General features: G+C 60.8%; 14 protein-coding genes. 6 read left to right on the top strand and 8 right to left on the bottom strand.

What is annotated here, in order from left to right:
- The first annotated feature begins 554 nt into the window (after positions 1-554).
- Complete coding sequence (locus tag NTD85_RS01205; RefSeq protein WP_262141229.1) at positions 555-911, top strand: hypothetical protein; 357 nt, start codon at positions 555-557, stop codon at positions 909-911.
- Positions 912-1,007: 96 nt separating this feature from the next.
- On the opposite strand, the gene NTD85_RS01200 is transcribed toward NTD85_RS01205, so the two are convergent.
- The 3 genes from NTD85_RS01200 to NTD85_RS01190 form a co-directional block, all read right to left on the bottom strand.
- On the bottom strand, positions 1,008-1,283 hold the full coding sequence (locus tag NTD85_RS01200; RefSeq protein ID WP_003213368.1) for an HU family DNA-binding protein: 276 nt from the start codon (positions 1,281-1,283) through the stop codon (positions 1,008-1,010).
- 190 nt (positions 1,284-1,473) lie between these two features.
- Positions 1,474-2,622: an NAD(P)/FAD-dependent oxidoreductase gene (locus NTD85_RS01195; protein ID WP_226500759.1), complete on the bottom strand. Its 1,149-nt coding sequence runs from the start codon at positions 2,620-2,622 to the stop codon at positions 1,474-1,476.
- Positions 2,623-2,642: 20 nt separating this feature from the next.
- Positions 2,643-2,810, bottom strand: coding sequence for a rubredoxin (locus tag NTD85_RS01190; protein WP_003229600.1), 168 nt, complete (start codon positions 2,808-2,810; stop codon positions 2,643-2,645).
- 200 nt (positions 2,811-3,010) lie between these two features.
- On the opposite strand from NTD85_RS01190, the gene NTD85_RS01185 reads away from it, so the two are divergent.
- A complete protein-coding gene (locus NTD85_RS01185) occupies positions 3,011-3,571 on the top strand; it encodes a chorismate--pyruvate lyase family protein (RefSeq protein WP_262141228.1) in 561 nt (186 codons plus the stop codon).
- Positions 3,571-4,461: a 4-hydroxybenzoate octaprenyltransferase gene (gene ubiA, locus NTD85_RS01180; protein ID WP_103483754.1), complete on the top strand. Its 891-nt coding sequence runs from the start codon at positions 3,571-3,573 to the stop codon at positions 4,459-4,461. The genes NTD85_RS01185 and ubiA overlap by 1 nt, the downstream gene beginning before the upstream one ends.
- A gap of 110 nt (positions 4,462-4,571) precedes the next feature.
- Here the strand turns inward: ubiA and NTD85_RS01175 are convergent, their stop codons facing one another.
- Complete coding sequence (locus tag NTD85_RS01175; protein WP_262141227.1) at positions 4,572-4,955, bottom strand: hypothetical protein; 384 nt, start codon at positions 4,953-4,955, stop codon at positions 4,572-4,574.
- Between the two features lie 151 nt (positions 4,956-5,106).
- Here NTD85_RS01175 and phoB point away from each other — a divergent pair, with 151 nt between their 5' ends.
- The 3 genes from phoB to NTD85_RS01160 all read left to right on the top strand — a co-directional run bounded on the left by phoB (position 5,107) and on the right by NTD85_RS01160 (position 8,621).
- Entirely contained in the window at positions 5,107-5,796 is a 690-nt protein-coding gene (gene phoB, locus NTD85_RS01170; RefSeq protein WP_003229608.1) for a phosphate regulon transcriptional regulator PhoB, read from the top strand.
- Positions 5,797-5,870: 74 nt separating this feature from the next.
- A complete protein-coding gene (gene phoR / locus NTD85_RS01165; RefSeq protein WP_207199136.1) occupies positions 5,871-7,157 on the top strand; it encodes a phosphate regulon sensor histidine kinase PhoR in 1,287 nt (428 codons plus the stop codon).
- Positions 7,158-7,280: 123 nt separating this feature from the next.
- Positions 7,281-8,621 carry a hemolysin family protein gene (locus NTD85_RS01160; RefSeq protein WP_003229612.1) on the top strand — a complete coding sequence of 447 codons (1,341 nt, stop codon included), beginning with the start codon at positions 7,281-7,283 and terminating at the stop codon, positions 8,619-8,621.
- 171 nt (positions 8,622-8,792) lie between these two features.
- On the opposite strand, the gene NTD85_RS01155 is transcribed toward NTD85_RS01160, so the two are convergent.
- The 4 genes from NTD85_RS01155 to pstB all read right to left on the bottom strand — a co-directional run bounded on the left by NTD85_RS01155 (position 8,793) and on the right by pstB (position 12,703).
- On the bottom strand, positions 8,793-9,689 hold the full coding sequence (locus tag NTD85_RS01155; protein WP_103521157.1) for a peptidoglycan DD-metalloendopeptidase family protein: 897 nt from the start codon (positions 9,687-9,689) through the stop codon (positions 8,793-8,795).
- A gap of 208 nt (positions 9,690-9,897) precedes the next feature.
- On the bottom strand, positions 9,898-10,857 hold the full coding sequence (locus NTD85_RS01150; protein ID WP_003229615.1) for a response regulator: 960 nt from the start codon (positions 10,855-10,857) through the stop codon (positions 9,898-9,900).
- 178 nt (positions 10,858-11,035) lie between these two features.
- A complete protein-coding gene (gene phoU / locus NTD85_RS01145) occupies positions 11,036-11,797 on the bottom strand; it encodes a phosphate signaling complex protein PhoU (RefSeq protein WP_003229617.1) in 762 nt (253 codons plus the stop codon).
- Between the two features lie 72 nt (positions 11,798-11,869).
- The gene (pstB, locus tag NTD85_RS01140; RefSeq protein ID WP_103484627.1) at positions 11,870-12,703 is read right to left on the bottom strand and encodes a phosphate ABC transporter ATP-binding protein PstB; all 834 of its coding nucleotides are present in this window, start codon (positions 12,701-12,703) and stop codon (positions 11,870-11,872) included.
- Positions 12,704-12,740 lie beyond the last annotated feature (37 nt).

Below are 12,740 nucleotides of genomic sequence, written 5' to 3'. Positions count from 1 at the left end.
CCCTATATGTGGCAGGGGATTCCCTGATGGCGAATTATATTGAGAACATTTGCCCTGCGCCCTCAGAACCCTTGATCCAGAGCGGCCCGGTCCAGCCTGCGCGAATCGCGTCGAACATCCGTCCTATTACACGGGGGCCAGCATGACAACTCTCGAAAAAAATAGAAGTAGGATTTTTCCGAAAACCCGCTGGAATTACAAACAATTCAGCGGCGACAACGCTCAACAAAAAAAGTGCCATCAATTTGATGGCAATTCATTTTTCTGAAACTTTATTCATCTCGTGAATGCTGTACTTCAGTGCCAACTCAATAATTATCGAAGTGCGGTCCAACAGTCATTTTCCACCACTTACGCAACACTTCCACGCCGAAAATACTCTGACAAATGTCAGGGATAATTCTTACATCGTTTTATTTCCCACGTTGCCAGCTTGCCTTGGTAAATTCTTTTCGCCCGGCAATGTCAACCAGGCCGGCCGACTGTTGAGCCACGGTCCGGAGCCTGCATCTCATTCGGCTCCTGAACCCGGAGCCGCCAAGGAGCTTTACTTCATGGAATTGAACCCCCTGTTGTTCGCAGCACTGCTATGGCTTCCCGTCACTCAAGCCTCTGCAGACACCCCGCCACTGGACGGTCATTACTATCTGACCGGTGCAATGGAAATGGGCGCCGAATTGCTACTGCGCAAGGACGGCACGTTTGACGCCGGCGTGTCGTATGGCAGCGCAGACGGCTTTGCCAAAGGCACCTGGCAGATGCAAAACAACACCGTGACGCTGAAGAGCGATACCAAACAGGCGTCGGACAGCGATTTGTCCGGCCTGTTTCAGGATCTGCAACTGGCGATCGAACCGAACTGTCTGGCCGTGGATTTCGGCAACGGCAAGGCCTGCTTCCGGCGTCAATAAGCCGATTTACGGCCACAAAAAATGGGCACCCGACCGCAATCGGTGTGCCCATTTTTTATTGCAGTTCTCCCCGCTACTCAGGGAGTTCGCCGCAATTTAAGGATTGACGCTGTCTTTCAACGACTTGCCTGGCTTGAATGCCACGGTGTTGCTGGCCTTGATCTTCACCGGCTCACCGGTTTGCGGGTTCTTGCCGGTGCGGGCGCCGCGGTGGCGTTGCAGGAAGGTGCCGAAGCCCACCAGCGTGACGCTGTCCTTGCGGTGCAGAGCGCCGGTGATTTCTTCGAGGACGGCGTTGAGAACGCGGTTGGCCTGTTCTTTGGTCAGATCCGCTTTTTCAGCGATTGCAGCGGCGAGTTCTGGTTTACGCATTAGTGAAGCCCCTTTGACGGTTTTTTGTTGTTATGTCCGTGCTGTTCTCGTTGGAACAGCGCCCAAGGCGCCGCAGGCTCTACTCTGCGGCAGACGGGAGTGAGAATGGCACGCGGATACCGGCGGCGCCAGTCTCCCCGCGACCTTTGTAGGGGCAAAAGCGGGGTGATTCCGACAGAACGACCGGTATTTACGCCAGCAGGGCCGGAAGCTGTTTGTTCAGAGCAAGTTTTTCCATCACCGCCGCGCCGGTCAGTGCATAGCCGAGCAACTGACCATCGGCACTGTGGCACAGGGCCTTGATGTCGGCGCCCTGCCCTTCGACGGTCCAGACGCCTTCGCTGCCCCGTGGCGGTGGCGAAACGACCAACGGGCACACCGGAGTTTTCACCGTGATCGGCATCGGGCCGTAACTCACGGCCGTCGGATTGCCCGCCAGGGTTTGTGCCAGCGCACGCGCACAGCTCATGAGGGGCATCACGTACAACAGATTCAGCCCATCGACCTCGGCGCAGTCGCCCAGGGCGTAGATATTGGCGTGGGAAGTCTTCAGATACCGGTCGACAACAACGCCGCGATTGACCTGCACCCCGGCCGCCGCGGCCAGATCGATGCGCGGGCGCAGGCCGATGGCCGACACCACCACATCGCAGGCAATCACCTGCCCGTCGGACAGATGCGCTTCCAGCCCGTCTGCGACTTTTTGCAGGCGGGTCAGCACCGGGCCGAGGTGAAAACGCGCGCCCAGGCTTTCCAGCCCGGCTTGCACGGCGGCCGCAGCGGCCGGGTGCAGCAGCATCGGCATCACTTGCTCGCACGGCGCCACCAGTTGCACCTCGTAACCACCGAGAATCAGGTCATTGGCGAATTCGCAGCCGATCAGGCCCGCCCCCAGCAGCAATACGCGGCGTTTGCCCGCAGCGGCGGCACGAAAGCGCGCATAGTCTTCGAGATCGTTGATCGGGAATACCAGCTCGGAGCCATCACCCTCGATCGGCACACGCACGGTTTCTGCGCCCCAGGCAAGGATCAGGTCGCGGTAGTACACCGCTTCTTCGCCGATCCACAGGCGCTTGTGGCCGGCGTCGATGCCGCTGATGCGCGTGTGGGTGCGCACTTCGGCCTTCAATTGCTCGGCCATGGCGCCGGGTTCGGCCATGCTCAGGCCATCGGCGTCCTTGTTCTTGCCGAAACCGGTGGAAAGCATCGGCTTGGAGTAAGAGCGCCCGTCATCGGCGGTAATCAGCAGCAGCGGGGTTTCGCCATCGAGTTTGCGAAACTCCCGGGCCAGGTTGTAACCCGCAAGCCCGGTGCCGACGATTACGACAGGTGCGTTCATGCCTTACTCCTTGGTTTTTCTCAGTTGATTTCGATCATTTCGAAGTCCGACTTGCCCACGCCGCAGTCCGGGCACAGCCAGTCTTCCGGCACGTCCTGCCACAGGGTGCCCGGCGCGATGCCGTCATCCGGCCAACCGTCAGCTTCGTTGTAGATCAGGCCGCAGACGATGCATTGCCACTTTTTCATTCAGGTACTTCCTCAGGATTCAGGCTTTTGTCGGCGCGGATGGTCGATGGTGGTTGCGCTGCCATCCGGCTCAGGGCGTTTTGTACTGAGGGTGCCGGGCAGATGCAAGCCTGTTCGGCGCAACGGCGCCCCGGACCCATCAAATTCGCAGCACGCCATGTTAAGCTCGCCGCCTCATTTGCGGCCAATAATGACTCATTGTGCAACATTCAAATGCCTGCCCGGCCCCGCTCTGGCTGACTCAAAGCCGACTGACGCCCCTTCCCGATTCGTTGACCCTGGACTGGTTGTTCGACGAAGGCTCACTGACCCGCCGTCTGACGCGGCTGTCGAATGACGGCTTCAGCGTCACGCCGTTGTTCGAAGGCTGGGACACCCTGCGCAGCGACGAATGCGCAGCACTGGATCTGGCCGAAGGCAGCGAAGGCTGGGTGCGCGAGGTGTATTTGCGCGGTCACGGCGAAGCCTGGGTGTTCGCCCGCAGCGTGGCTTCACGCGCCGCCCTGCAAGGCGACGGCTTGCACATGGACGAACTCGGCAGCCGCTCGCTGGGCGAACTGCTGTTCTGCGACCACGCCTTCCAGCGCCGCGCCATCGAGGTCTGTCACTACCCGCAGGACTGGTTGCCGCCAACCTGCCGCGCCCCCGAGCTGTGGGGCCGCCGCTCGCGTTTCGACCGTGGCGCCTTGAGCGTACTGGTGGCGGAGATTTTCCTGCCGACCCTGTGGAACGCCGCCCGCGCCCATCCGGAGAACTGCTGATGTACCAGAGCCTGCTCAAGTCCCTGAACCGCTTGAACCCGCGCGCCTGGGATTTCATTCAGTTGACGCGCATGGACAAGCCGATCGGCATTTACCTGCTGCTGTGGCCGACGCTGTGGGCACTGTGGATTGCCGGCAAGGGTTCGCCATCGCTGGCCAACATCGCGATTTTTGTCCTCGGCGTGGTGTTGACCCGTGCCGGTGGCTGTGTGATCAACGACTGGGCCGACCGCAAGGTCGATGGCCACGTCAAACGCACCGCGCAACGCCCTCTGGCCAGCGGCAAAATCAGTTCGAAAGAGGCGCTGGTGTTCTTCGCGCTGCTGATGGGCGTGAGTTTCCTGCTGGTGCTGTGCACCAACGCGCCGACGATCTGGCTGTCGCTGGGCGGTCTGGCACTGGCGTTCACCTACCCATTCATGAAGCGCTACACCTACTACCCGCAAGTGGTGCTGGGCGCGGCGTTTTCCTGGGGCATGCCGATGGCGTTCACCGCCGAGACCGGCGCCGTGCCCGCCGCCGCGTGGCTGCTGTGGATCGCCAACCTGCTGTGGACGGTGGGTTATGACACGTATTACGCGATGACTGACCGTGACGACGACCTGAAGATCGGCGTGAAGTCCACGGCGATTCTGTTCGGCGATGCGGATCGGGTGATCATCCTGACGTTGCAGGCGCTGTCGCTGGGCTGCCTGTTGCTGGCCGGGTCGAAGTTCGAGCTGGGCATCTGGTTCCATCTCGGTCTGTTGGTGGCCGCTGGATGCTATGCGTGGGAGTTCTGGTACACCCGTGATCGCGACCGCATGCGTTGCTTCAAGGCGTTTCTCCACAACCACTGGGCCGGGTTGGCGATTTTTGTCGGGATCGTGCTGGATTACGCGTTGCGCTAAACACAAACCTGTAGGAGTGAGCCTGCTCGCGATGACGGTGTATCAGCCACATTGCTGTTAACTGATACACCGTCATCGCGAGCAGGCTCACTCCTACAAGGGGTTTGCGTTTACTTGGCTTTGGCGACGTGCCAGGCGCCGTCCATTTTGCCCTCACCGGTCATGTCACCGGCCTTCTTGTCCATCACGAAGGTGTACAGCGGTTTGCCCTCGTAGGCCCATTGCATCTTGCCGTCGTCACGCTTGATCACGGTCCAGTCGCCCATGGACTTGTCGCCAGCCGTAGCCATCAGCGGTGGCCAGTTCGCCGCGCACTTGTCGTTGCACATGGACTTGCCCGCAGAGTCTTTGGCGAACGTGTACAGGGTCATGCCCTTGTGATCGGTAAACATGCCGTCCTTCTCCATCGCTGGCTCAGCAGCAAACGCCATGGTCGGTAAAGCAACGGCAGCAGCCAGCAGCAGAGCTTTGAAAGAAGCAGTCATTTGTGTCATGGAAACCTTCTTTTGTGGTTGTCAGGATTCGGACTTAGAGCTTAGTCCAGGATCGCGCCAACCGCCGGGCGACTAAAATACTGTCACACGAATGCAATAATTCCGTTATCTAATGCGGCGCAAGACAGTTAAATGACAAGAGGATTAAGGCATGGTTGGCAGGAGCATTCTGATCGTCGACGACGAAGCGCCCATTCGCGAAATGATCGCCGTTGCGTTGGAAATGGCCGGCTATGACTGCCTCGAGGCGGAGAACTCGCAGCAGGCACACGCCATCATCGTTGACCGCAAACCGGACCTGATCCTGCTCGACTGGATGCTGCCCGGCACCTCCGGCATCGAACTGGCCCGCCGCCTCAAGCGTGACGAGCTGACCGGGGACATCCCGATCATCATGCTCACCGCCAAGGGCGAAGAGGACAACAAGATCCAGGGTCTTGAAGTCGGCGCCGACGACTACATCACCAAACCGTTTTCCCCACGCGAACTGGTCGCCCGCCTCAAGGCTGTACTGCGCCGCGCCGGTCCGACCGATGGCGAAGCGCCGATCGAAGTCGGCGGCCTGCTGCTCGACCCGATCAGCCACCGCGTGACCATCGACGGCCGTCCGGCCGAGATGGGCCCGACCGAATACCGTCTGCTGCAATTCTTCATGACCCACCAGGAACGCGCCTACACGCGCGGACAGTTGCTGGATCAGGTCTGGGGCGGCAACGTCTATGTTGAAGAGCGCACCGTCGACGTGCACATCCGCCGCCTGCGCAAGGCCCTCGGCGACGCCTACGAAAATCTGGTACAAACCGTGCGCGGCACCGGCTACCGGTTTTCCACCAAGGCCTGATCCGACCGCCAGACTCGCTGACAAGGACCGTATTTTCCGTGAATCAAAACTGGCATGGCACCCTGATTCGCCACATGCTGTTGCTGGTCACAGCGTGTCTGGTGATCGGCCTGATCACCGGCTACTACGGCTGGAGCCTCGCAGCAGGCCTGGGGATTTACCTGGCCTGGACGCTCAAGCAACTGCTGCGTCTGCACGAATGGCTGCGCCTGCACCAACCCGATGAAGCACCGCCCGACGGCTATGGCCTGTGGGGCGAGGTGTTCGACAGCATCTACCACCTGCAACGCCGCGATCAACGGGTACGCGGGCGCCTGCAAGCGGTGATCGACCGGGTGCAGGAGTCCACCGCCGCGCTCAAAGACGCGGTGATCATGCTCGACAGCGACGGCAACCTGGAATGGTGGAACCGCGCCGCGGAAACCCTGCTCGGCCTCAAGACCCCGCAGGACAGCGGTCAACCGGTGACCAACCTGGTACGGCATCCGCGCTTCAAGGAATACTTCGAGCAGGAAAGCTACGCCGAACCGCTGGAAATCCCTTCGCCGACCAATGATCGCGTGCGCATTCAGCTGTACCTGACGCGCTACGGCAACAACGAACACTTGATGCTGGTACGCGACGTCACGCGCATCCATCAGCTGGAACAGATGCGCAAAGACTTCATCGCCAACGTCTCCCACGAACTGCGCACACCGCTGACAGTGATCTGCGGCTATCTGGAAACCCTGCTCGACAACGTCGAGGAAGTGAACCCGCGCTGGAGCCGCGCCCTGCAGCAGATGCAGCAACAGGGCGGACGCATGCAGACGCTGCTCAACGATCTGCTGCTGTTGGCGAAACTGGAAGCCACCGATTACCCGTCGGACAACCAGCCAGTGCAGATCGACGCCCTGCTGCAGTCAATCAAGAGCGACGCCCAGCAGTTGTCCGGGCAGAAGAACCAGAAAATCACCCTCGAAGCCGATGCGCGCATCCTGCTCAAGGGCAGCGAGGCGGAACTGCGCAGCGCCTTCTCCAACCTGGTGTTCAACGCCGTGAAGTACACCCCGGCCGAGGGCAACATCCGCATTCGCTGGTGGGGCGACGAGCAAGGCGCGCACCTGAGCGTGCAGGATTCCGGGATCGGTATCGACAGCAAACACCTGCCGCGCCTGACCGAACGCTTCTACCGCGTCGACTCCAGCCGCAACTCCAACACCGGCGGCACCGGGCTGGGCCTGGCGATCGTCAAACACGTGTTGCTGCGCCACCGCGCGCGAATGGAGATCAGCAGCGTGCCCGGTCATGGCAGCACGTTCACCTGCCATTTCGCCCCGGCCCAGGTGGCCCAGGCACGGGCCATCAGCGCCGCCGAGTGATACCGGCCAGCACGCGCCACTAGGCAATCGCCATGTCAGCCGCTACATTGGCTGACTTGCGTCTGCCTTTCAGGCGCGATTTCTTCTCTCTTACGAATCACACGGAACCTGCAAAACTCCATCATGGACCCTTCCCCTGGCTTGTCCCTCGCTACGATTTTCGCCGATTTCGGCATGATTCTTTTCGCTCTGATCCTGGTTTTGCTCAACGGCTTTTTCGTTGCGGCGGAATTCGCCATGGTCAAACTGCGCTCGACCCGGGTCGAGGCCATCGCTGACAAGAACGGCTGGCGCGGGCACATCCTGCGCACCGTCCACAGTCAGCTCGATGCGTACCTCTCGGCGTGTCAGCTCGGTATCACCCTCGCCTCCCTGGGCCTCGGCTGGGTCGGTGAGCCGGCATTCGCGCACATTCTTGAACCGCTGCTGAGCGCGGTCGGCGTGCAGTCGCCGGAAGTGGTCAAGGGCATTTCGTTCTTTACCGCATTCTTCATCATTTCCTACCTGCACATCGTCGTCGGTGAACTGGCGCCCAAGTCGTGGGCGATCCGCAAACCCGAGCTGCTGTCGCTGTGGACGGCGGTGCCGCTGTACCTGTTCTACTGGGCGATGTACCCGGCGATCTACCTGCTCAATGCCAGCGCCAACGCGATTCTGCGGATCGCCGGTCAAGGCGAACCCGGCCCGCACCACGAACACCATTACAGCCGCGAAGAACTGAAACTGATCCTGCACTCCAGCCGTGGTCAGGATCCGAGCGACCAAGGCATGCGCGTGCTGGCCTCGGCGGTGGAGATGGGCGAACTGGAAGTGGTCGACTGGGCCAACTCCCGCGAAGACCTGATCACCCTCGAATTCAACGCGCCGCTGAAAGAAATTCTGGCGATGTTCCGTCGCCACAAGTTCAGCCGGTACCCGGTGTACGACAGCGAGCGCCAGGAGTTCGTCGGCCTGCTGCACATCAAAGACCTGCTGCTGGAACTGGCGGCGCTGGACCACATTCCGGAGTCGTTCAACCTGGCTGAACTGACCCGTCCGCTGGAGCGCGTGTCGCGACACATGCCGCTGTCGCAGCTGCTGGAGCAGTTCCGCAAGGGCGGCTCGCACTTCGCCGTGGTTGAAGAGGCCGACGGCAACATCATCGGCTACCTGACCATGGAAGACGTGCTGGAAGTGCTGGTCGGCGACATTCAGGACGAACACCGCAAGGCCGAGCGCGGGATCCTCGCGTATCAGCCGGGCAAGCTGCTGGTGCGTGGCGATACGCCGCTGTTCAAGGTTGAGCGCCTGTTGGGGATCGACCTGGACCACATCGAAGCCGAAACCCTGGCTGGCCTGGTTTACGAAACCCTGAAACGGGTGCCGGAAGAGGAAGAAGTGCTGGAAGTCGAAGGCCTGCGAATCATCATCAAGAAGATGAAAGGGCCGAAGATTGTGCTGGCGAAGGTGTTGATGCTGGATTGATCGCGATTGCAGGACAGCTTTTGTGGCGAGGGAGCTTGCTCCCGCTCGGCTGCGCAGCAGTCGCAGAACTGTGTGCTAGGTGTATCTGATCGAACGCGGTTTCAGGTTTTTGGGGCCGCTTCGCAGCCCAGCGGGAGCAAGCTCCCTCGCCACAGTTGAGCTCCACTGCCTTTACTGTTTGCCCAACGCAAAGTTGGGCAGCGCCCCCAGCGGCTGGTTGAACTGATACGGAATCGACACCAGCCCCTGCCCCGTATTGCGCTGCACCACAAAGTGCAGGTGCGGGCCGCTGCTGTTGCCGGTGTTGCCGGACAGCGCCAGCGGGCTGCCGACCGTCACTCGCTGCCCCTCACGTACGCTCACCGAACCTTGCTTGAGATGCAGGTACACGCCCATGGTGCCGTCGTCATGCAGTACCCGGACGAAATTGCCGGAGGCATCATTGCCGCGCCCGCTCTGTGAATTTTCGGTTTTCACCACCACCCCGGCCCGTGCGGCAATGATCGGCGTCCCCACCGGCATGGCGATGTCCATCGCGTACTTGTTCTTCGGCCCGTAGTGGCTGTACTGGCCGTTGGCGCCCTGACTCAGACGGAACGGCCCGCCCCGCCACGGCAACGGATAGCGATAGCTCTGCGCGGCGCCAGCGGGGTCGCCCAGCGAGTACTGGAACTGCGGCGTATACACCAGCGGCTGGCTGCCGCTAATCGCCGTCAGCAGTGCCAACCGGGTATTGCTGCGCGCCGGCAGCACCCGGCGGATCGTTTGTGCCGGGGCACCACGCACATTGCTCATGCCGGTGAACGCCAGCGCCACCTCGACCGGCGCATACAGGTCGTTGCGCACGAACACCACGTCGGTACCCTTCTGCTTCTTGATATCGAGATACACCTGGCGCTCGAGGTGCTCGACCATGCGGTCCTGAAACACGAACACCTGCGAGCCTTTGCTCGGCCGGTCGCTGTACGAGACCACGCCGTTGGCATCGGTGGATTTGTAGATGGTCATGGCCACAGTCGAGGTGGAGGCCATGAAAAGACCACAGAAAAACAGCAGGCGCGCGAGCATGGGCAAAGGTTCTGTCGAGTAAGGCCTGGAAAAGAGCCTAGCAGCTGAGACAGACCAGGCTAGTCGACAGATGTTTCAAATTGGGCAGTCTGGAAAATGGACGTCGTCAGTGATGACCCCTTCGCGAGCAAGCCCGCTCCCACCTTGGAATGCATTTCAAAGGTGGGAGCGGGCTTGCTCGCGAAAGCGGTGTGTCAGGCGACGAGGATCAAGCGCCCGGAACGAAGTGCTTCTGCGCCGTGCCGCGGGCGATCAGGCGGGAGATGTAATCGAGCTTCTGCGCATCCTGGTCGACGAAACGGAAAGTCAGTTGCAGCCATTCACTGTCCGGCTTCGGCTCGTGTGCGACCACAGCGTGCAGATAGCCATTGAGACGGGCGATTTCGGCGTTGTCGCCCTGCTCCAGATCGAGCACGGCGCTGTCGAGGATCTGTGGCAGGGTGTCGGTGCGCTTCACCACCAACAGCGCTTCCTTGATGCTCAGGGCCTTGATCACGCATTGCTGGGTGCCGCTCGGCAGACGCAACTGGCCCTGGCCACGACCGCCGGCCGGCGCTTTCGAGGCAGCCGGTGCCTGTACCGGCGGACTGTTGAGCAAGCCACGCGACGGTGCAGCAGCAGGCGCCGGAGCAGCTGCAGCAGGCTTGGCGAACGGATTCACCGCAGCAGCGGCCGCCGGCGCAGTACCGACCACGGCAGGCTTGCCGCCGGTCAACGCGCTCAGGGAGTCGTTACCGAACGCCGAGTTCATCTTGGTCGGCGCGCTGTTCATCAGGGTATCGAGCTTGCCAACCTTGTTCAGCGCCTGCTTGACCTTGGTCAGCAGCTGTTCGTTGGTGAATGGCTTGCTGACGTAGCCGGTAACGCCAGCCTGAATCGCCTGCACCACGTTTTCCTTGTCGCCACGGCTGGTAACCATGATGAACGGCATGGTCTTGAGGTTGTCCTGCTCGCGGCACCAGGTCAGCAGTTCCAGGCCGGACATTTCCGGCATTTCCCAGTCGCACAGCACCAGGTCGAACGCTTCCCTGGCCAGCATCGCCTGGGCCTTTTTGCCGTTGATGGCGTCCTCGGTACGAATCCCCGGGAAGTAGTTACGCAGGCACTTTTTCACCAGGTCGCGAATGAACGAAGCGTCGTCCACGACCAACACACTGATCTTGCTCATCCAACACCCCTATAAAAATCCCGGCAAGCATACCGCTTTGCTGATGGCACATTGCCAACAATCTTCAGTCACGCCGGGACTTTTCGTTCGCGGGTGCTGCTTTTTAATTCGGTTTCCTGATTCAAGCGCCCAAACAAAAACGCCCGGCCAAAGGGCCGGGCGCTTTTCTCAGGCAATCTTACTTATCGTCAGCATTGCCCGGAACATTAGCGGTTTCGCCGCTTGTGCCCTCAACTTCTTCCTTCATGCGCTTGAGGCCCAGATGACGCACGTCGGTGCCGCGCACCAAGTAGATCACCAGTTCCGAGATGTTGCGCGCGTGGTCGCCGATCCGCTCCAGCGAACGCAGCACCCAGATAATGCTCAGAACCCGCGAGATAGAGCGCGGGTCTTCCATCATGTAGGTGGCCAGTTCACGCAGCGCGGTCTTGTATTCGCGGTCGATGACTTTGTCGTACTGCGCCACCGACAGGGCCAGATCGGCGTCGAAACGGGCAAACGCGTCCAGCGCATCACGGACCATGTTGCGCACCTGGTCGCCGATGTGACGCACTTCGACGTAACCACGCGGCGCTTCGCCTTCTTCGCACAGCTGAATGGCGCGACGGGCGATCTTGGTCGCTTCGTCGCCGATGCGCTCCAGGTCGATCACCGACTTGGAGATGCTGATGATCAGACGCAGGTCGGATGCCGCCGGCTGACGACGGGCGAGAATGCGCAGGCATTCTTCGTCGATGTTGCGCTCCATCTGATTGATCTGGTCGTCGATTTCGCGCACCTGCTGGGCCAGGCCGGAGTCGGCCTCGATCAGCGCGGTGACCGCGTCGTTGACCTGCTTCTCGACCAGCCCGCCCATGGCCAGCAGGTGGCTGCGCACTTCTTCCAGTTCAGCGTTGAACTGCGCGGAAATGTGGTGGGTAAGGCCTTCTTTACTAATCATGTTGGCGTCCTTGGAGCGTCCGGTAAGGTGCGGCGGGCCGCAGTCAATTCAGTGAGCGACAACCAGCGTCTGCTAGCCGTAACGACCGGTGATGTAGTCTTCGGTCTGCTTCTTCGCCGGATTGGTAAACAGGGTGTCGGTGTCGCCGAATTCCACCAGTTTGCCCATGTACATGAACGCCGTGTAGTCGGAAACCCGCGCGGCCTGCTGCATGTTGTGGGTGACGATGACGATGGTGAACTTGGACTTCAGCTCGTAGATCAGCTCTTCGACTTTCAGGGTCGAGATCGGGTCGAGGGCCGAGCACGGTTCGTCGAGCAGCAACACTTCCGGTTCAACGGCGATGGTGCGGGCAATCACCAGACGCTGCTGCTGACCGCCGGACAGGCCAAGTGCCGAGTCGTGCAGACGGTCTTTGACTTCGTCCCACAGCGCCGCGCCTTTCAACGCCCACTCGACCGCTTCGTCGAGGATGCGCTTCTTGTTGATGCCCTGGATGCGCAGACCGTAGACCACGTTTTCGTAGATGGTCTTGGGGAACGGGTTGGGCTTCTGGAACACCATGCCGACGCGACGACGCAGTTCGGCGACGTCTTCGCCCTTGCGGTAGATGTTGTTGCCGTACAGGTTGATTGCGCCTTCGACACGGCAGCCGTCAACCAGATCGTTCATGCGGTTGAAGGTACGCAGCAGCGTGGACTTGCCGCAGCCGGACGGGCCGATGAACGCGGTCACGCGCTGTTTCGGGATGTTCATGCTGACGTCGAACAGGGCTTGCTTGTCGCCGTAGTACAGGCTCAGACCCGGTACCTCGATGGCCACGGTTTCCTGCTCGAGATTCAGGCTCTGCTTGTCGCGCCCCAGGGCCGACATGTTGATGCCGTGGGTAGGTGTTTCGTGCTGCATGGGAGGCTCCCTGTGCTAACAAATTCGGTTCGGTTAG

The sequence above is a fragment of the Pseudomonas sp. 13B_3.2_Bac1 genome, from assembly GCF_025466205.1.
Classification (GTDB): Bacteria; Pseudomonadota; Gammaproteobacteria; order Pseudomonadales; family Pseudomonadaceae; genus Aquipseudomonas; species Aquipseudomonas fluorescens_H.
This window is presented reverse-complemented; position numbering and strand designations above follow the sequence as displayed.